Raw genomic sequence first — 17,751 nt, 5'->3', positions numbered from 1 at the left:
GCGTCGACACGCTCCGTGCTGAAAGGCTTCCTTTCGCAAACCAGACGTACGAGAGGGAGTTCCATGTCCGTTGGTTCGGTCGGCGACGAGGTCCTCGCGGAGCGGGTCCCGCAGCAGAGTCTCGGCACCGCCGCCGCGCGGAACCTCGCCTCGACCACCAAGTCGGCCCCGCAGATGCGGGAGATCACCTCCCGCTGGCTGCTGCGGACGCTGCCCTGGGTCGAGGCCAAGGGCGGTGCCTACCGGGTCAACCGGCGGCTCAGCCACTCCGTGGGCGACGGCCGCGTCACCTTCGTCCAGACCGGCGACCGCGTCACCGTGATCCCCGCCGAGCTCGGCGAGCTGCCGGCCCTGCGCGGGTACGAGGACGGGGCGGCCCTCGGTGAGCTGGCCGCCCGCTGCACCCAGCGCGAGATCGCCGCCGGCGAGGTCATCGCCGCCGCCGGCGCCCCCGTCGACCGCGTCTACCTCCTCGCGCACGGCCGCGTCGAACGGATCGGCGAGGGGCCGTACGGTGACGAGACGGTGCTCGACGTCCTCGCCGACGGCGCCCACTTCGGCGACGCCGCCCTCCTCGCCGAGGACGCCGCCTGGGAGTGGACCGCCCGCGCCGCCACCTCCTGCACGGTCCTGGAGCTCACCCGCGCCCACGTGACCGCCCTGGCCGCCCGCGCCGGCTCGCTCGCCTCGCACCTCGCCGGGGTCGCCGGCCGCGCCGAGCGGCCCACCAACGACTACGGCGAGGCGGCCATCGACCTCTCCGCCGGCCACGTCGGCGAGGCCGTCGTCCCGCACACCTTCGTGGACTACGAGGCCGCCCCGCGCGAGTACGAGCTGAGCCTCGCCCAGACCGTGCTCAAGGTCCACACGCGGGTGGCCGACCTCTACAACCACCCGATGAACCAGACCGAGCACCAGCTGCGGCTCACGGTCGAGGCCCTGCGCGAGCGCCAGGAGCACGAACTGGTCAACAACAGCCGGTTCGGCCTCCTCGCCAACTGCGACTACGGGCAGCGGATCCAGCCGCGCGACGGCGTCCCCGGCCCCGACGACCTCGACGAGCTGCTCTCCCGCCGCCGGGGCTCCAAGCTCTTCCTCGCCCATCCGAGGACCATCGCCGCCATCGGCCGCGAGCTCAACCGGCGGGGCCTGGTGCCCGACACCCTCGACGTGGCCGGCACCCGGATCCCGACCTGGCGCGGGGTCCCGATCTACCCCTGCGACAAGATCCCGGTCACCGCCGCCGGCACCAGCTCGATCATCTGCATGCGCACCGGCGAGTCCGACCAGGGCGTCATCGGCCTGCACCAGACCGGCCTCCCCGACGAGGTGGAGCCCGGCCTCTCCGTCCGCTTCATGGGCATCGACGAGCAGGCGATCATCTCCTACCTCGTCACGACCTACTACTCCGCGGCGGTCCTCGTGCCCGACGCGCTCGGCGTCCTGGAGAACGTCGAGATCAGCCGCCGCCGCTGAGCTCCGGCCGGACCGGGGCCCCACCCCCGGTCCGGCCGGCCCCGGCACGCGACGGACCAGCCGTGAACGCAACCAGCCGCGAAGAAGGACGACAAAGACCGTGACGCTGACGAGCGCGGACCCCGTCACCGACGGGCCGGGCGCCGTGGCGCTCCTCGACCGGACGAGGACCGCCGTCGACCCCCAGATCCGCTCCACCGTCGAGACCCTGCCGGCCTCGATGCGCCGTGTGGCGATGTACCACTTCGGCTGGGAGGACGCCGACGGCACGCCCGTCGACGGCCGGGCCGGCAAGGCGATCCGCCCCGCCCTGGTGCTCGCCGCCGCCCGCGCGCTCGGCGCCGACGAGGCCCGGGCCGTGAAGGCGGCCGCCGCCGTCGAGCTGGCCCACAACTTCACCCTGCTCCACGACGACATCGTCGACGAGGACCCGACCCGCCGTCACCGCCCCACCGCCTGGACCGTCTTCGGGATCCCCGACGCCATGATGGCCGGCGACGCCATGAACGCCCTGGCGCTCCGGCTGCTCGCCGAGGACCCGCACCCCGCCTCCGCCACGGCCACCGCGCGCCTCGCCGCCTGCGTCATCGAGCTCTGCGCCGGTCAGCAGGCCGACTGCGCCTTCGAGGCGCGCGGCCCCCGCGAGGTCTCCCTCGACGAGTGCCTCGCCATGGCCACCGCCAAGACCGGGGCCCTGCTCGGCTGTTCCTGCGCCCTCGGCGCGCTCTACGCGGGCGGGGACGAGGAGGAGGTCGCGGCGCTCGACTCCTTCGGCCGCGAGGCCGGTCTCGCCTTCCAGCTGATCGACGACCTCATCGGCATCTGGGGCGACCCGGAGCGCACCGGGAAGCCCGCCGGCGCCGACCTGGCCGCCCGCAAGAAGTCGCTGCCCGTCGTCGCGGCGCTCGCCTCCGGCACCGCCGCCGGCGAGGAGCTGGCCGAGCTGTACTCCCGTACGGCCCTGGACGAGCGGGCGGTGCGGGCGGCGGCCGACGCCGTGGAGCGGGCCGGCGGCCGGGACTGGGCCCAGGCCCAGGCGGCCGAGCGGATGGGCCGGGCCGTCGAGCACCTGGCGCGGGCGGTGCCGGACCTCTCGGCTGCCGGGGACCTGCTGGCGCTGGCGGAGTTCGTGACCCGCAGGACCCGCTGACGCGGGGCCCCGAAGTCGGTCCCCTTTCGGGCTTGCGCGACCACTACAGATGAAGCACTATGTCTGTCGTGGTCGCGCTCGCGGCCGCGCCCCCGAAAGAAACAGGACCCGGTTTGCGCAAGCTGACGTACTACATCGCCTGCTCCATCGACGGCTTCATCGGTGACCCGCAGGGCGATGCCTCGTCCATGTACTCCTTCGTGAACGAGGAGTACCAGGCGTGGATGAACGCCGAGTACCCCGAGACCATCCCCGCCCACGCACGGGCCGCGCTCGGGATCGACGCCGACAACAAGCACTTCGACACGGTGGTCCAGGGCCTCGCCTCGTACCGGATCGCCCTGGACGCGGGCATCACCAGCCCGTACGGCCACCTCCGCGAGCTCGTCGCGACCCGCTCGCTCGCCGAGTCGCCCGACCCGAACGTCGAGCTGATCGCCGACGACCTCGTCGGCCGGATCCGGGAGCTCAAGGCCGAGGACGGCGGGCTCGGCGTCTGGCTCTGCGGCGGCTCCACCGTCGCCGGCGCCCTCGTCGACGAGATCGACGAGCTGGTCATCAAGACCTACCCGCAGGTGTACGGCTCCGGCATGCCGATGTTCGGCGCCGGCTTCGAGCCCCGCGACTTCGCGCTCGGCACCGTCCGCGCCTTCGACAACGGCGTGCTGGTCCGCACGTACACCAGGAAGCGGTAGCGGGCGGACCGCGGCGGGGCGGCCTACCCTGGAGACATGGGTGACGAGACGCCCCGCACGACGCGGGACCCGCTGGCCGCGCCGAAGTGCCCGGCCTGCGGAAGCGCTCTGGCCGTCGCGGCCACCCGGCACAAGGTCCTCGGCGCCTGGGTGCCCGAGTGGCAGGTGCGGCCCTGCCGCAACCCCGACTGCCCGCTCTACGAGGCGGTGGAATCCGAGGGTTCCGAGGGTACGGAAGCCACTACCACGCAGGTCACCGGCAAGAACGGCGAGAACGGGAGAAGTCCGGCCACCGGGTGACCGGCCGCGCGCCGGAGCCGGTCATACCGCTACAGTCCGCGCATGTCATCGGAGTCGACAGAAGTCTGGACCGGTTGGTACCGGGACCGCCGCGGTGCGGAAGCGCTCGTCATCACGGCCGACGGCGGGCACCTCACCGTCCGCGTCAGGGGAATCGAGTACACGGGCGCGAGCTTCGCCGCGCTCACCGCCGGCGAGGGCGGGGAGGCCCTCACCGGATGCGTCCTGGAGTGGGACCTGCCGCTCCCCGTCGTCACCGACGGCACCGCCCAACAGGCCACGCTCAGCTGCCTGCTCACCCTCGGTGAGCGCGCCGACCTCAGCCTGACCCTGCACTACGGCGGCACCGCCTTCGAGGCGGTCGTCGCGGGCGGCGACTTCGAGGGAGCGCTGGCCCGGCTGCGCGGCCAGCTCCCCGAGGGCGCCGACTTCGGCCGGCGGATCCTGTCGGCCGCGTGACGACGGCGCCCTCGGGGCCCCTGGCGGGGTCCGTACCGGTCAGCCCTTGAAGGCCGAAGCGAGCCCGTAGCGCCACAACTGGTCGACGCGGGCCCGCTCCTGGGAGTTCGGGGTGGCGTTCTGGCAGGACGTGCCCGGGCCGCCGCCCGACATCAGCTCGCTGCACGGACCGCTGTAGTGGTCCGGGAGACCGAGCACGTGCCCCGTCTCGTGGGCCGTCACGCGGGTGGAGTTGTACTGCTGGTTCTGCCGGTAGTCGAGGAAGATGTAACCGCTGCCGTGCCCGTCGGTGCTCGCGTACGAGCCCCGGGAGTCGTTCCCCTCGTAGTAGCGGAAGTCCGGGTTGCTGCCCTCGACGAGCCGCACGTTCACCACCGAGCTGTTCCATATCTGGGTGGAACGGGCGATCTGGGTGCGGAAGCTGGGCGCGTTGGACGCGCTGTAGACGACGGTGACGGCCGCCGTGGCGCTCGGGGCCGCGGCCCGCTTCTTCGCCACCGACTTCATGACGGCGTCGAAGAACGCCTGGTTGGCCCTGGCCTCCTCGGCGGAACCGGCGTAGGCGGCGTACGCCCGCGCGGACCGGTCCGCGGCGGTGTCGGGCGCGGCGCCGGCCGGCGCCGCGGCACCGAGCGAGACGGCCAGACCGAGGCCGAGGGCGGCGGTCAGGGTGCGGGTGAGGACCTTGGGGTGTCGCATGGGGGGCTCCTCCTGATCGGGGTCGGGAGTGAGTCTCGGGGCGACGGGGGAGCGGGGGAAGGATGCCGACTCCCGATAACGCGGACGCATCACCACCCTCGGCAATCCTCAATTGGCCCCCCTTTAAGGAGAGTTGAGCGCATCCGGCCATCTGGTGCGGGACCGGAACCCCGCCCTACGCTCGACGCATGGAGCTGGAGGTGAGACACCTGCGCGCGCTCTGCGCCATCGCGGACACCGGCAGCCTGCACAAGGCCGCGCGGCAACTGGGCATGAGCCAACCCTCCCTGACCACCCAGCTGCGCCGCATCGAGAACGCGCTCGGCGCCGAGCTCTTCTCCCGGGGCCGCACCGGCTGCCGCCCCACCCCGCTCGGCCGCTCCGTCCTCAGCCGGGCCCGCCCGCTGGTGGCCGACATGGCCGCGCTCGTCACCGAGACCCGCGCGGAGGCGGCCCGCGCCGACGGCCCGCGGCTGCGCGTGGGCTCCACCGCCAGCCGGGCCCTGCCCGGCTGGCTGCGGCGGCTGCGCGACCGCTTCCCGGGCGCCGACGTCGGCCTGCGCGTCGACGTCTCCGCGCACGCGCTGCTGCGGGAGCTGGCGGCCGGCCGCCTGGACGTGGCCTTCGTCCACGAGGTGGAGGGCTGCCCCCTCCAGGTGCCCGACGGCCTCGTCCACCGCGTCCTCGTCGCCCGCGAGCCCCAGTTCGTCTCCCTGGCCCCCACCCATCCGGCCGCCGCCCGGACGGTGGTGGACCTCGCGGACCTGGCCCGCGACCACTGGATGGTCGACCCGAACGTGGACGGCGAGTGGGACGGCCTGCGCCGCGTCCTGACGGCCGCCGGCATCGCCCCGCCCCTCCTCCACGGCGACTACCACACGGCCGCCTCCCTCATCTCCCTGGGCGAGGCGGTGGCCCCCTGCCAGCCGACCTCCGTCCCCCGCGAGGACCTGGCGGTCCGCCCCCTCCGCGGCGACCCCCTGGCCGTCCGCCTGCTCCTCTACGCCCGCCCCGGCACCCCCCTCGACCCCCTGCACACCGACCTCACCGCCGCCTACCGCGAAGCCGCCCACCGCTCGCCCCCCTACCGCGCCTGGCTCCACGCCGGCGGCACGGCCGCCCCCTGCCTCCTCCCCGCCCACCCGTAGACACACCGAAGGGGCCCCACCGCTCGTGACGGCGGGACCCCTTCGACAGGGAGAGGCCGGGTCAGGCCTTCTTGGTCTCCTAGTAATGGGGCGGGTCGGTGACCTGTGGGGATGAGTGCCGCAGGTCGCTGACCTGGCCTTTTGGTGTTGGGTGGCGATGGGGTGCGACGGTCTTGATCGGGTGTCCTGCGGATTGTGTGCGGACTGGCCGAGGACCCGGCACGAGCGACACTGCGTTCAAGCTGGACTGATGGGCGCAGCGTGGTGGCGGCAAATACGGATGCCGCGCCAGGCGCTCGTCGGGCACGATCCCGCTATGTCTACCGAAGTCAGCGGGATGATCGAGTGCCGCCCGGGAGCCCGCCTCTGGGGCCCCGAAGACGAGGACTCCGTGTGGTGGGTCGCCATGGACCTCTTCCTCGTCAACAACGGCAACGCCTACGACGGCCTCGCCTGCCTCTTCGGCATCCGCAACTCCTTCGGCTTCCGTCCGCTGGCCGAAGGCCGCGGCTTTCCAGCCGACGCGTCCGAGGCACTGCGAACCGAGTACGCCACTTACGGCGGCCCTCCTGACGTACACGGCACAACGTGGATCACCTGGTCCGAGCTCGCCGCCGCTGACTGGAGCGAAACGGACGGTTCCGGTACGCGCAGTCGCGACGGCGTCGCGGGGAACGAGACCGACTGGGGACCGGTCTGGAGCGTGATGCGAACGCTCGGCGAACTCCACGGAGCGGACCAGGTGCGGCTTGTCGTCTGGTTCCACTGATCGCAAGATTGGCAGCCGGACGGCCCGGGGGCGAGGCCGTGGGCACCCTCGCCGCTACTTGGCGGGAACTGTCCGCTCCACGGGAGCGTCGAGGCCCTCGGGGGCGTACACAACGGTCGCAGGTCTGCTGTTCCCGCCCGCAGGGGTACCGGCCAGTCAGCGCTTGGGGAACTGGTGGCCGAACAGCAGGTTCAGGTAGTCGAAAGCCTGCGGCATGTTGTAGGCATTCTCGGCGGTGACGGCCTTGCGGGCGCGAGTCGCGGCGGTGCGGAGGTTGGACAAGGCCGTTGTCTTCGTTGCCGTGCTGGAGCACGCGGAGAACCGGCTTGCCTTCCCCAGGGGGTCGTTCATGTCTGCTAGCGCGATCTTGTCGAGCCACTCCAGATAGCCGCATAGATGTAGGGCGGCACTGAAGTGTGTCTGGACCGCCATGTACTGGGCTGCACGCATCTCCAGGTAGAAGGAGGAGATTGGTACCTGGTTGTAGTACTTCCACGCCTTGGCGAGACGGGCCAACTTCTTCGCGCCGCCGACGATGCCAGCCTGTTGATTGACCCCGTTGACGTAGTCCAAGTGCACTGTCGGGGCCGAACTCATCCACCCGTTGGCTGGTCCGGGGATGTCGTAGATGGGTGTTGTGCCTTTGGGGGACGTGCGGAACCCCGGGAGGATCTCCCACTGCTCCGCTCCACCGGCGAACCTGACGACGACGGTGGGCCGGCGGATCTCGACGGTGGTCGCCGGAAAGCTGGCTTTCAGGGCTTCCTTCACCCATTGCAGAGCGGTGTCGGAAGTGGGCTTGCTGCCGGTCATGCTGACCAGCAGATCAACGTCGCAGTGGTTCCGAACGCCGGTTCCGTGACCAAATGATCCGGTCTCGCGGAAGAGGTACACGCCGAAACGAGTGGAACCCTTCAGCGAGGTTTCGACGCTGGACCTATGCCGGGCTTTGGCGTCTCGATCGCTCTGGAGGGGTGTGAGGCGTTCCAAGAAGACGCCGAATGCTTGGGAAACCGTGAGTGTCATCGCTGCTCTACCGCCCCGTCGGCATGGTCGATTCGTCGACGGCATAGGTCTGCCCGCCGCCGTCTATGTTGCGCTGGGCCCGCCTGTAGGCCCGCTTGTTCGGGGGCTCGGCGGTCTTGTTCTGCTCATCCCGCCGAGCCGTGAGCTCGGCCAGGGCCTGGCGTGCCTCATCGATGGACGAGTAAGGCAGGTCGATCTCCCTGGCCTGACGGGCTGCGGTCTGGATCTCCAAGTAGGCATTGCCTGCCGCCGCAGCTTGGTTCATCCGATGCGAGGCGTTGATGGTGGTGAGGATGGCACCGCAACCAGACGCGACGAGCGCGAGGATGCCAGCAGGGACCCGCCCGGCTGTGGAAACGAGCGCGGCAGCGCCAGAGATGCCTGCCAGCACGCTTGCTGGCAGACCGAGCCCAAGATTGACACCGCGCCACTGCTTGGTCAGCTCGAACTGCATTTGCCCGCTGTACTTCGCGCTCTCTTCTAGCCGCTTCAGTTCGGTCTCTATCGCGCTTCGGCGTGTGGCCTCGGTTGGGCCATCAGGTTCCGTCATGCCGACCAAGGTACGGGCAGACAGTGACAGCTAGTCCGCGGTTTTCACCGTCCGGCGGCCCTCCCGCCGTCGTGGACTTCCTGCCTGCCACCTTCGCCAGGTTCATCGGGACAAGAGAGCCCAAAGTTCGCCAGCTTGAGCGGTCGTTCGCCAGGTGTGCAGAGACCGGACAGCCGCCGCGCTGGCGCCGTGACTGCTGGGCGTCAACGCCGCAAGGGCCTGTTAATGCCGAGCGGCAGGACAGCCCGTTGATCGAGTTGACCGTCACCGATTCCCGTCGCCTGATTGCCGATGGGGAGACCAGGGACCCAGAGCGAACGACCCGGATGGGACTGTCACGCCTGGCATGCTCGCGAAAGGGTGATCTCGATGGCGAGGGCTCCGAGGGCTTCCTTCTCAGGGCCGTAGATGGTGCGGATGTTGGCCAGCTGCTGGTCGCGGGTGGCGGTCGGGTTGACGTGGGACGGGCCCTCGCCGCCGAGGAGGGCCTCGAAGTCGGAGTACTCGGTGACCCGGAGGACTTCGACGTCGCAGGTCTCGTCGGTGTCCTTGATGCGGAAGCGGATGGTGTCGCCGGCGGCGAGGTCCGCGAGGTGCGGGTACTTGACCCGCACCTCGATGGTCTTGGTGCCCGCGGAGACGAGCTCGAAGTACTGGCGGTAGAGGTTGAGCTCGCGGACGCGGGGGGTGCGGTCGGTCATCGGGAGGGAACGCTCCTGGGGGACGGGGCGGTGATCAGGCGGCCGATCTCTGCGGCCGAGTACGAGCGGAAGAAGTGGCGGGGGTCGGAGAGCAGGGTCTCGGTCATGGTGAGCAGCTTGTCGGCGTACTCGGTGACGGTGGCGGGCCACTGCCGGGTGTCGAGCATCCAAGGGGCCGCGCCCTCGGGCAAGGGGGCACGGCCTTCTCGTATGAGGGATTTCGACAGCTTGGCGCCGGTGTCGGTGACGACCTGGGGGCAGAACAGGCGGGCCGGGAGCTGGGCGCGGGTGAGGCCCACGGCCTGGAGGGCCTCGTCGACGAGGTGGGAGCCGAAGACCCAGTCGCCGCCCTTGACCATGACGTACAGGGTGCCCTGAGGGCTAGTCAGGGCGAGTTCCTTGACCAGGTTGCGGTAGAGCGTGGCCAGGTCGAGGTAGCCGCCGGCGGTGGGCGTGATGGTGGCCTCGTACGGGCCGTGGTGGAGGCAGACGGCGGTGACCACCGCTGACTCGGGCCCGGTGAGGCGGACCCGGGTGCGTTCGGCGTGCTTCTCGGCCCAGCCGCAATCGTGGTGCGGGCAGGGGACGCGGAGGTGCGGGGTGCCGGTGGAGGGGGCGAGCCACCAGCGGGCGGCGTCGATGCGGGGCAGGAACCGGAGCCAGGTGCGGCGGTAGTGCTCGCCGGCCTGCTGCTGGGTGTACGTCTCGATGCGGTGCGGGATGCCCAGGCGCCTGGACAGGGCGGTGAAGAGGGGCTGGTAGAGGGCGGCGATGAGGTCGAGCAGGGCCTGCTCGCCGAGGGCCTGGGCGTAGGCGCGCTGGTAGCGGTGGCCGCTGGCGAGGTCGGTGGCCAGCTCGTACGGGGCGTTGTCGAGGGCGCTGAAGAGCACCTCGGTGGGGAGACCGAAGCGGTCGCGCAGTCGGGTCGCCATGGCGAAGGCCAGGGACTGCACGAGCGAGGTGCCGATGTGTGGGGCGCCGTTGATCTGGGTGCCGACGACCAGCACGATCCGCTCGGGCGGGGCGGCCAGGATGCGTGGGGTCAGGACGTCCTCGGCGTGGTGGAGGGCATTGGCGAGAACGGTGTTCGGCGAGACGGGATGGGTGGTCACGAGGTGCCTCCCTGGGGGCCGGTGGTGTGGGGCGGCAGGGGCGCGGCCCCGTTCTTGGCACGGTCGAATGCGGCCCAGACACACTTTCCGGCGCCCGTCCGCTCCTTTACGCCCCAGCTGTCGGCGGTCGCGGCGACGATCAGCAGACCGCGGCCGTCGACGGCGGACTCCTCGGGAACGCGCTTCGTCGGCCTGTTCTCGCTGCTGTCGTGGACCTCGATCCGCAGCTCCTCATCGAGGGACTCGACGCGTACGAGGACCAGCCGGCCCACGGGCACCCCGTGAAGCACGGCGTTGGTGACGAGCTCCGAGGTGCACAGCCGCATGTCGTCGAGGCGGCTCGTCTCACCCCATTCGGTCAGGGTGGAGACGACGAAGTCGCGAGCGGTACGCGGCGTGGTCCGGCGGCGGGGGAACAGCGTGGTGCGGTGCCGACCCGTGCCCGGAAGGCGGATCGGGGTGGCGTCGGTGGTCTGGTTGGTGAGTCTGCTTGCCATGGGCAACAGGAAAGCGGCTTAACTCATTCGGGTCGGGAGCCAGCGCGGGGGCCAAGGCGGGGGCCACTATGGGGGCCAGAGGTCACGTGCTCCTAGGAGACGGCATGGGCGAGACGGGGATCGGCGCCTTACTCGTCCGGCTGCGTACCGCGCGCGGCTGGAGTCAGCAGAGGGTCGCTGACGAGTTCAACGCCCTGGAGGGGCGGTCCGCGAAGACGGGCAAGGAGATCGGGCGGTACGAGCGCGAAGCGCGAGTTCCAGTTCCTTACGCCCGAAAGTACCTGGCGCAGGTCTTCGGTGTCGATGTCGCCGTGCTCGACCAGGCTGTTGCCGTCAGCAAGGGGCAGCGGGACGAGGCCGACGCCGCCGAGGCCGAGATCGTGCCGTCGGTGCTGCCGTCCGAAGACACTCCTTTCCGTGGAGACCCGCTCGCGGAGGACGCGGTGCGTTCGGCGGACTTCGCCCGCTTCATCGCGCAGCGGAACGCCGACGAGTTCGTCGTGGAGCAGCTGGAGGCAGACGTCGGCCGGCTCGCCCGTACGTACGTCAGCCACCCGTTGATGGAGCAGTACGTCGAGATCAGGCGGTTACGGGACGGGGCCTTCGAGCTACTGCGCGGGCGCCAGCACCCTCGGCAGACCACTGACCTGTACCTCTCCGCTGCTCGCCTCTGCGGCCTGTCCGCGCACGTCTGCCTCGACCTCGGCGCCTACGACTCCGCCGCCACCCACGCCCGCACCGCACGCGCCTGTGCTGAGGCGGCCGGGCACGAGGGGATGCTGGCCTGGGTACGGGCCGTGGAGTCGTTGATCGCGTACTGGACAGGGCGGTACGAGCAGGCGGCCCGGCTCGCGCAGGCCGGACGGCGGCACAGGGCGAGCGGCAGCATCGGCGCACGGCTGGCGAGTCTGGAGGCGCGGGCGTTGGCGATAGTCGGCGACTCGGCAGGCGCGCTCGCCGCCCTGTCGGATGCCGAACGATCGCGCGAGGCGATCTCGGGCCAGGACGAGGTACTGGGAGTCTTCGACTTCCCCGCGGCCAAGCAGTTCGCGTACGCCGGCACGACCCTCCTGGCCGCGGGCGGGCAGGAGCACGTCCACCGGGCCATCGTCAGTGCGGAGACGGCGATCCGCCTCTATCGCGGCGCGGACGGAGACGACCAGTCGGTCGGCGACCTGTTCGCCGCACACCTTGATCTCGCAAGCGGGCACCTGCTCCTGGGTGATCTGGACGGCACGGAGGAAACGCTCGGCTTCGTTCTTCGGTCCTCGCCGGAGCGTATGTCGGCCAGTATCGTGCGCCGGCTCATCGTTCTCGGGCGGGAGCTGGAAGGGCCGCAGTACGGTGGAGCCGCGCAGGCAGTGCACCTGCGCGAACGACTCCAGCACACGGCCGTCCGTGCGTCCCTGCCCGCAGCCCACCCTCCGGAGTTGTCGAGATGACCGACCTTTCCGCCGCCTACGACGCCGCCGTCACCGACCGCACCCGCTTGGCGGGCAGCGCCTACAACGGAGACCGGGACCTGGCCGCCCGGCAGTCGCTCTACCAGTGGCAGACGCCGCGGTACGACCTCCCCGGCCTCGTAACCGAGCAGCTGGGCGACGTACGTGGGCGGGTCGTCGACATCGGCTGCGGCAACGGCAAGTTCATCCAGCGGCTCCGTCAGGACCGACTGGACCTGTCCCTACTCGGCCTCGACATCGCTCCCGGCATCCTTGCCGGCGTCCCCGGCCCGATCGCCGTGGCGGACGCCACCCGGCTTCCACTGGCGACGGGCAGCGTCGACGCCGCCCTCGCGCTCCACATGCTCTACCACGTACCCGACATCCCTCAGGCGGTCAGGGAACTGGCCCGGGTCGTCGCCCGTGACGGGCTGGTGGTCGTCTCCACCAACAGTGACCGCGACAAGGCCGAGATGGACGACCTCTGGCAGCGGGCCGCCGGCGACGTCCTCGGCGTCGAGCGCGGCCCGGCCCGGATCTCTCTCAGCGCCCGTTTCTCCCTGGAGGAGGCTCCGGCCTTCCTCGGGGAGGAGTTCGGACAGGTGGAGGTCACCGAACTGCCGGGGACCATCACCGTCCGCCACCCCGAGCCCGTCATCGCCCACATGGCCTCGTATCGAGCCTGGGCAGACCAGCACGACGTGCCCTTCGACGCGACCATCGAACGGGCCCGGGCCCTCGTCGCCGAGGACATCGCCCGCAATGGCGCGTACGAGGTCACCTGCCTTGGCGGCATCCTTGTCTGCCGCCGGTGAGATCAGCCCAGTGGTGGCCAGGGCCCGGTGAGCAGGCGTCTTGCCTCCTCGGTGATCTCTTCCGCCAGAGGTTCCCGGTTGCCGCGTTGGATCGCTGCCCAGTCGTTGTAGGCGTCGGTCATGTCGACCAGGGGTCTGAGTGACTGCGGGCGAGCCAGTGCGCCCCATCCTTCGTACGTGATCAGGTCACCGCCGGCGGCGGGGTGCAGGCCGCCGTTCACGATCAGCCGGAGCCACCAGCGGACGAGTTCCCAGCGCGCCGTTTCCCCGGAGAGGTCGGTGGTGTCGGCCGGGAGGTCCTGGAGCAGGCCGAGTTCGTCCAGGACCTGGTCGAACAAGGTGTCGGCCTGCTCGTGCTCGGAGCGGGACAGGCCGGCGAGGAGGGGGAGGGACTCCGTCTCGACGTCGAGGACCAGGGCCGTGAGGCCGGCTTCGATGAGCTGCTCTGGGTGGTGCCGGCGGCCTATCAGGCGTTCCAGGGCCAGCATTCGGATGCAGTTGACGGCCTCCTGCGCGCTCCCGGCGTACGGCGTGAACGGCGTGGGGAGGGAGACGTCGATGCCCGGACCGCCCTCGACGAAGTACGACCAGAAGTCGACTGTTGTACGAGCGAGGAGGCCGCTCGATCGGCCAGCGAACTCGTGGTGGATGTAGTCGGCGAGGTCGTTCCCGTACAGGATGATGTCGGTCTGGTAGACGGACAGGACGGGGTGCCCATGCTCGCCTGCCGTGCCGGGTAGATAGCGGTGTCCGTAGACCGGGACCAGCTGCGGCACGCCCTCCAGCTCGGTCCTCGCGACGTGCAGTGCCTCGGATGTGTCCGTCGGCCTCGACGGCCAGGCGGGATGCCAGAACGCGTTGTGCTCCACGTCGAAGAGCACGCCTTCCACCGGCCACGCCAGTTGCTCAGCCAGGTCTCCAGGGTCGCCGTCGCGCCAGTCGGGCCATCTCGATGAGCCGTACGGAAGGCCGGCGGAGAGGAACACGCGGTGGTCGGCCGCGAAGGTGAAGCCGAACCGTGTTTCGACCGCGTCGAGTTCCTGCTCGGTGAGCCCAGGTCCGATCGCCGTTCGGAGCATGCCCTGAAGGGCACGGGCGGCGTCCAGAGTCAGTCGTGGGGTCGGCGGCGTGGTCACGCCTGCCAGCGTAGTGAGCGTTGCGGCCGGACATGCCAGGCGGTTGCGAGGATGCTCTCCCCACGGCTGCTGGGTAGCGTCCCTCGGGTGAATCTTCACCTCATCAACGACGTGCCCGACGGCCTGACCCGACGAGCGCGATCCTTTGTCGCCGCGCATGGCGTCAAGGTCGACGTTCGTCCCATCGAGGGGCACAGGCAGTGGTGGCTTGAGCGGGACATCCCGGCAGCGGTGATCGATCGAATGGCCGCCTACCAAGAGCGATGGGGTGGTCTGCTCTTGCCACCCGCACCGCAGTACGACGGAGGCCCCAAGTACCTCGATCCGGACTCGCCCGAAGCAGACTCCGCAGGGTGGTGGTTCGAAGCCGGGATGCAGCGGACCGCAGTCCCCTACTCATTCATGATCAGTCCGTCTGGTGAGTTCGGTATCCAGGGAGATGAATGGGCGCCTCTCCACGCGACCATCGAGGGCTGGGTGGAGTCGCTCGCTTTGGCTCACCACGCATCCATGTGGGCAAGGCAGGTCACCAAGCTCGTCGGCGACGACGTGGATGGCATCGACCTGAACGGCTATGCGCCGGTGCGCGAGGTGATGGGCCTGGCTGACACCTGGTGGAGAGGGCCCGACTCGCTGGTAGCTCTGTACAGCGGGGAGGCCATGTCCCTCGACTTCCCCAGGGGCCGCATCGCAGTGATCTACTCCGGCCTCGATGAGTGGGGACTGCGAGGGGGCGTGGACGACGATGGCTGATCTTGTTGTTCAACCTCGCCTCGGCTGGGGTGGACATGGAGCAGGCGGTGCTGCCAAGCCCAACCGATCGCTATCGCCATCGCATGGCCGCGAACGGAGATCACTGGTTCCCTTCCCCCCTTGCCGCTGCCATGGCGGTCCGGCTCGAGTGCATGGGCGAGGACGGCGAGGTCGTCACCTATGCGCTCCTCGCGCATCTCGCCGCACCTCCGTCCAGGGAGTGGCTGTTCACCATGGAGGAGGGCGAGCCGCTCGACTACTGGCGGTGGAAGACCGAGTGGAACGGCGCCCGCAAGGCGCTCCAGGCGGCCGAGAGCGGGGCCGCCGAGTGTGAGGGCCGTAAGGCCGTCGAGCTGCCGCACATGGTCACCCACGACCTGCGGCACTTCTATGCCTCCGCGCTCATCGCCGGCGGCGCGAGCGTCAAGCAGGTGCAGCTCGTCCTCGGGCACGCATCCGCCGTCATCACGCTGCGGATCTACGCGCACCTGTGGCCCGGGGAAGAAGACCGCACCCGGGCCGTCATGGACGCCGTGCTCGGCGGCCTGCGGACCGGGTGCGGACAGCTAGGCGGCACGACCCGCGAAAGTGCAGGTCAGGCCGCCTAGAGGGAGATCAAGCCTTCTTGGTCTCCCAGAAGATGCGGTCGATCTCGGCGATGAGCTCGAGGGCCTTCTCGCCGGTCTTCGGGTCGGTGGACGCCTTGGCGGCCGAGAGGGCCTTCAGGGTGTCGTTGACCAGCTGGTTGAGCTCGGGGTACTTCTCGAAGTGCGGGGCCTTGAAGTAGTCGCTCCAGAGCACCGAGACGTGGTGCTTGGCGAGCTCCGCGCGCTGCTCCTTGATGACGGTGGCGCGGGCCCGGAAGTGCGGGTCCTCGTTGGCCTGGTACTTCTCCTGGACGGCCTTGACGGACTCGGCCTCGATACGGGCCTGGGCCGGGTCGTACACGCCGCAGGGGAGGTCGCAGTGGGCGCTGACCTTGACCTTGGGGGCAAACAGGCGGGAGAGCATTGAGCCGTCCTTCCTCGTGATCGTCTTCTCAAGTGGGAGATTACTCGGTGAGAAGGGCGTTTTCGCGAGCGCCCCCTGGGGCTTAGGTCAAAAGTCCGGGGTTCGGCCGGGACTCGTGTACGAGTCGACGAGGGGAGCAGGAGTGGAGCGGGAGGCTACCGCGGCGGCCGAGGCGCCGTTCGGGATCGCCGAGGTGACGGGGGTGTCGATGGTGCCGACGCTGTTGCACCGCGACCGGTTGTTCGTGCGGTACGGCGGACGGGTGAGGGCCGGTGACGTCGTCGTGCTGCGGCATCCGCTCCAGCAGGATCTGCTCATCGTGAAGCGGCTGGTCGAGCGACGGGACGCCGGCTGGTGGGTGCTGGGGGACAACCCGGCCGCCGAGGGGGACAGCCGGGTCTTCGGAGCCGTACCGCCCGGGCTGGTGCTCGGGAGGGCGCTGGCGCGCTGCCGGCCGTGGACGCCGGGGCGTCAGCGCTCGGCCGGGGCGGTGCTCTCCTGGCTGTTCTCGGCGGTGCGGCCGGTGAGGTCGCCGCGGTCGGCCCGCTCGGCCTCCAGGCGCTTGCGGGCCCGGTAGGCGGCCACGTTGGCCCGGGTGGCGCAGCGGTCGGAGCAGTAGCGCCGGGAGCGGTTGGTGGAGGTGTCGAGGTAGACGTTGCGGCAGGGCGGGGCCTGGCAGAGGCCGAGCCGGTCGGCGCCGAACTCGGTCAGGTGGAAGGCGAGCCCCATGGCGGAGATCGCCGCGTAGCCGGCGGTCGCGTTGGACGAGTGGTCGGCGAGGTGCATGTGCCAGCGGGGCCGGCCCTCGTCGTCGAGGTGGTCGTGGCCGGAGATCTGCGGGCTGACCGGGAACTCCAGGAGGAGGGAGTTCAGGAGGTCGACGGCGCCGGTGTGGTCGCCCTCGTCCGCCGCCGTGAAGACGGCCCGCAGCCGGGCCCGGATCGCGCGGAAGCGGGGCAGGTCGGCCTCGGTGACCCGGCGGGCCATCTGCCCGGCGGGGCCGAAGAGTTCCTTGACCGCTTCGACGGTGGTGAGGCTGTCCCTGCCGCGGGCCGGCTCCTCGGTGTTGACGAGGCGCACGGCGTAATCCGAGTAATAGGCCAGTTCCACTTGTAGTCCTTACGGTGGCGGGCTAGGGTCGGCGTCGAGGGGGTAACTGGTGTTCCCCCTTCGAGGGTATTACGTTCTCGGGTTTTCTGTGGCGTCGACGACGGAGGGTACGGGCATGAGCGACACCGACTGGGCGGGCTGGCAGCAGAGCTGGGACCGCCAGCAGGAGTGGTACATGCCGGACCGCGAGGAGCGGTTCCGCGTCATGCTCGACATGGTCGAGGCACTGGTGGGACCGAAGCCCCGCGTCCTCGACCTCGCCTGCGGTACGGGAAGTATCACGGACAGGCTCCTCAAGAGGTTCCCGGACGCGGTCTCCACCGGCGTCGACCTCGACCCCGCGCTGCTCGCCATCGCCCGCGGCACCTTCGAGGGCGACGGGCGGGTCACCTTCGTGACGGCGGACCTCAAGGACCCCGCGTGGACCGCGAGCCTGCCGTACGACACGTACGACGCCGTCCTGACCGCCACGGCCCTCCACTGGCTCCACAGCGGCCCCCTGACCGCCCTCTACGGGCAGGTCGCCGGGCTCGTGCGGGAGGGCGGGGTCTTCATGAACGCCGACCACATGATCGACACGGCCACCCCGCGGATCAACGCCGCCGAGCGCGCCCAGCGGCACGCCCGGATGGACCGGGAGAAGGCCGCCGGGGTCGCCGACTGGGCCGAATGGTGGGCGCTCGCCGCGAAGGACCCCGCCCTCGCCGAGCCCACCGCCCGCCGCTTCGAGATCTACGGCGACCACGCCGACGGCGACATGCCCTCGGCCGGCTGGCACGCCGACACCCTCCGCGCCGCGGGCTTCGGCGAGGCCCGGCCGGTGTGGTGCTCGCCCTCGGACACGCTGCTGCTCGCCGTGAAGTAGCCGGGGACGCCGGAAGGGGCGGTGCGGGCCCGTGCCC

Annotated in this window: 21 protein-coding genes and 1 pseudogene; 13 read left to right on the top strand and 9 right to left on the bottom strand. The window is 70.6% G+C overall.

The annotated features are described in order from the left end of the window. Positions 1–63: 63 nt before the first annotated feature. The 5 genes from ACF1ED_RS05140 to ACF1ED_RS05120 all read left to right on the top strand — a co-directional run bounded on the left by ACF1ED_RS05140 (position 64) and on the right by ACF1ED_RS05120 (position 4,080). Complete coding sequence (locus tag ACF1ED_RS05140; protein ID WP_391757020.1) at positions 64–1,476, top strand: family 2B encapsulin nanocompartment shell protein; 1,413 nt, start codon at positions 64–66, stop codon at positions 1,474–1,476. A 100-nt stretch (positions 1,477–1,576) separates the two neighbouring features. After that, positions 1,577–2,626 (top strand): family 2 encapsulin nanocompartment cargo protein polyprenyl transferase, encoded by a 1,050-nt coding sequence (locus ACF1ED_RS05135; protein ID WP_391757019.1) that lies wholly within the window; start codon positions 1,577–1,579, stop codon positions 2,624–2,626. 113 nt (positions 2,627–2,739) lie between these two features. Further along, entirely contained in the window at positions 2,740–3,321 is a 582-nt protein-coding gene (locus ACF1ED_RS05130; protein ID WP_391757509.1) for a dihydrofolate reductase family protein, read from the top strand. 36 nt (positions 3,322–3,357) lie between these two features. Further along, positions 3,358–3,621, top strand: a complete 264-nt coding sequence (locus ACF1ED_RS05125; protein WP_391757018.1) for a hypothetical protein — start codon at positions 3,358–3,360, stop codon at positions 3,619–3,621. Positions 3,622–3,663: 42 nt separating this feature from the next. After that, a complete protein-coding gene (locus ACF1ED_RS05120; RefSeq protein WP_391757017.1) occupies positions 3,664–4,080 on the top strand; it encodes a DUF6304 family protein in 417 nt (138 codons plus the stop codon). Between the two features lie 39 nt (positions 4,081–4,119). On the opposite strand, the gene snpA is transcribed toward ACF1ED_RS05120, so the two are convergent. Next, positions 4,120–4,779, bottom strand: a complete 660-nt coding sequence (snpA, locus tag ACF1ED_RS05115) for a snapalysin (RefSeq protein WP_391757016.1) — start codon at positions 4,777–4,779, stop codon at positions 4,120–4,122. A gap of 188 nt (positions 4,780–4,967) precedes the next feature. Here snpA and ACF1ED_RS05110 point away from each other — a divergent pair, with 188 nt between their 5' ends. Further along, positions 4,968–5,927 (top strand): LysR family transcriptional regulator, encoded by a 960-nt coding sequence (locus ACF1ED_RS05110; protein ID WP_391757015.1) that lies wholly within the window; start codon positions 4,968–4,970, stop codon positions 5,925–5,927. 316 nt (positions 5,928–6,243) lie between these two features. Next, on the top strand, positions 6,244–6,696 hold the full coding sequence (locus tag ACF1ED_RS05105; RefSeq protein ID WP_391757014.1) for a hypothetical protein: 453 nt from the start codon (positions 6,244–6,246) through the stop codon (positions 6,694–6,696). 156 nt (positions 6,697–6,852) lie between these two features. Here the strand turns inward: ACF1ED_RS05105 and ACF1ED_RS05100 are convergent, their stop codons facing one another. From ACF1ED_RS05100 to ACF1ED_RS05080, 5 genes are all read right to left on the bottom strand, one after another. After that, on the bottom strand, positions 6,853–7,722 hold the full coding sequence (locus ACF1ED_RS05100) for a nucleotidyltransferase (protein ID WP_391757013.1): 870 nt from the start codon (positions 7,720–7,722) through the stop codon (positions 6,853–6,855). A gap of 7 nt (positions 7,723–7,729) precedes the next feature. Then, the gene (locus tag ACF1ED_RS05095) at positions 7,730–8,272 is read right to left on the bottom strand and encodes an SLATT domain-containing protein (RefSeq protein WP_391757012.1); all 543 of its coding nucleotides are present in this window, start codon (positions 8,270–8,272) and stop codon (positions 7,730–7,732) included. Between the two features lie 335 nt (positions 8,273–8,607). Next, positions 8,608–8,973: an ASCH domain-containing protein gene (locus ACF1ED_RS05090; protein ID WP_391757011.1), complete on the bottom strand. Its 366-nt coding sequence runs from the start codon at positions 8,971–8,973 to the stop codon at positions 8,608–8,610. Beyond that, entirely contained in the window at positions 8,970–10,085 is a 1,116-nt protein-coding gene (locus tag ACF1ED_RS05085) for a hypothetical protein (protein ID WP_391757010.1), read from the bottom strand. The genes ACF1ED_RS05090 and ACF1ED_RS05085 overlap by 4 nt, the downstream gene beginning before the upstream one ends. Then, the gene (locus tag ACF1ED_RS05080; protein ID WP_391757009.1) at positions 10,082–10,582 is read right to left on the bottom strand and encodes an ATP-binding protein; all 501 of its coding nucleotides are present in this window, start codon (positions 10,580–10,582) and stop codon (positions 10,082–10,084) included. Before ACF1ED_RS05080 ends, ACF1ED_RS05085 begins: the two co-directional genes overlap by 4 nt. Positions 10,583–10,686: 104 nt before the next feature. On the opposite strand from ACF1ED_RS05080, the gene ACF1ED_RS05075 reads away from it, so the two are divergent. Continuing rightward, positions 10,687–12,024 (top strand): helix-turn-helix domain-containing protein, encoded by a 1,338-nt coding sequence (locus ACF1ED_RS05075; protein WP_391757008.1) that lies wholly within the window; start codon positions 10,687–10,689, stop codon positions 12,022–12,024. Next, entirely contained in the window at positions 12,021–12,839 is an 819-nt protein-coding gene (locus ACF1ED_RS05070) for a class I SAM-dependent methyltransferase (protein WP_391757007.1), read from the top strand. Before ACF1ED_RS05075 ends, ACF1ED_RS05070 begins: the two co-directional genes overlap by 4 nt. Before the next feature lie 2 nt (positions 12,840–12,841). Here the strand turns inward: ACF1ED_RS05070 and ACF1ED_RS05065 are convergent, their stop codons facing one another. Further along, on the bottom strand, positions 12,842–13,975 hold the full coding sequence (locus tag ACF1ED_RS05065; protein WP_391757006.1) for a hypothetical protein: 1,134 nt from the start codon (positions 13,973–13,975) through the stop codon (positions 12,842–12,844). 87 nt (positions 13,976–14,062) lie between these two features. On the opposite strand from ACF1ED_RS05065, the gene ACF1ED_RS05060 reads away from it, so the two are divergent. Beyond that, complete coding sequence (locus ACF1ED_RS05060; protein WP_391757005.1) at positions 14,063–14,728, top strand: hypothetical protein; 666 nt, start codon at positions 14,063–14,065, stop codon at positions 14,726–14,728. A 164-nt stretch (positions 14,729–14,892) separates the two neighbouring features. Then, positions 14,893–15,336: pseudogene (locus ACF1ED_RS05055) on the top strand (tyrosine-type recombinase/integrase); the annotation flags it as partial. A gap of 7 nt (positions 15,337–15,343) precedes the next feature. Here the strand turns inward: ACF1ED_RS05055 and sodN are convergent. Further along, positions 15,344–15,739, bottom strand: coding sequence for a superoxide dismutase, Ni (gene sodN, locus ACF1ED_RS05050; protein ID WP_030207400.1), 396 nt, complete (start codon positions 15,737–15,739; stop codon positions 15,344–15,346). Between the two features lie 142 nt (positions 15,740–15,881). Here sodN and sodX point away from each other — a divergent pair, with 142 nt between their 5' ends. Then, positions 15,882–16,316 carry a nickel-type superoxide dismutase maturation protease gene (gene sodX, locus ACF1ED_RS05045; RefSeq protein WP_391757004.1) on the top strand — a complete coding sequence of 145 codons (435 nt, stop codon included), beginning with the start codon at positions 15,882–15,884 and terminating at the stop codon, positions 16,314–16,316. Here sodX and ACF1ED_RS05040 read toward each other — a convergent pair. Next, on the bottom strand, positions 16,211–16,849 hold the full coding sequence (locus ACF1ED_RS05040) for a CGNR zinc finger domain-containing protein (RefSeq protein WP_391757003.1): 639 nt from the start codon (positions 16,847–16,849) through the stop codon (positions 16,211–16,213). The two genes, sodX and ACF1ED_RS05040, sit on opposite strands and share 106 nt — an antisense overlap. 115 nt (positions 16,850–16,964) lie before the next feature. Here ACF1ED_RS05040 and ACF1ED_RS05035 point away from each other — a divergent pair, with 115 nt between their 5' ends. Beyond that, entirely contained in the window at positions 16,965–17,714 is a 750-nt protein-coding gene (locus ACF1ED_RS05035) for a class I SAM-dependent methyltransferase (protein ID WP_391757002.1), read from the top strand. Positions 17,715–17,751: the final 37 nt, after the last annotated feature.

Origin of the sequence: Streptomyces sp. NPDC014656 (genome assembly GCF_043084305.1) — a bacterium.
Lineage (GTDB): Bacteria > Actinomycetota > Actinomycetes > Streptomycetales > Streptomycetaceae > Streptomyces.
The sequence above is the reverse complement of the archived record's forward strand: the minus strand, read 5'-3'. Positions and strand labels throughout refer to the sequence as shown.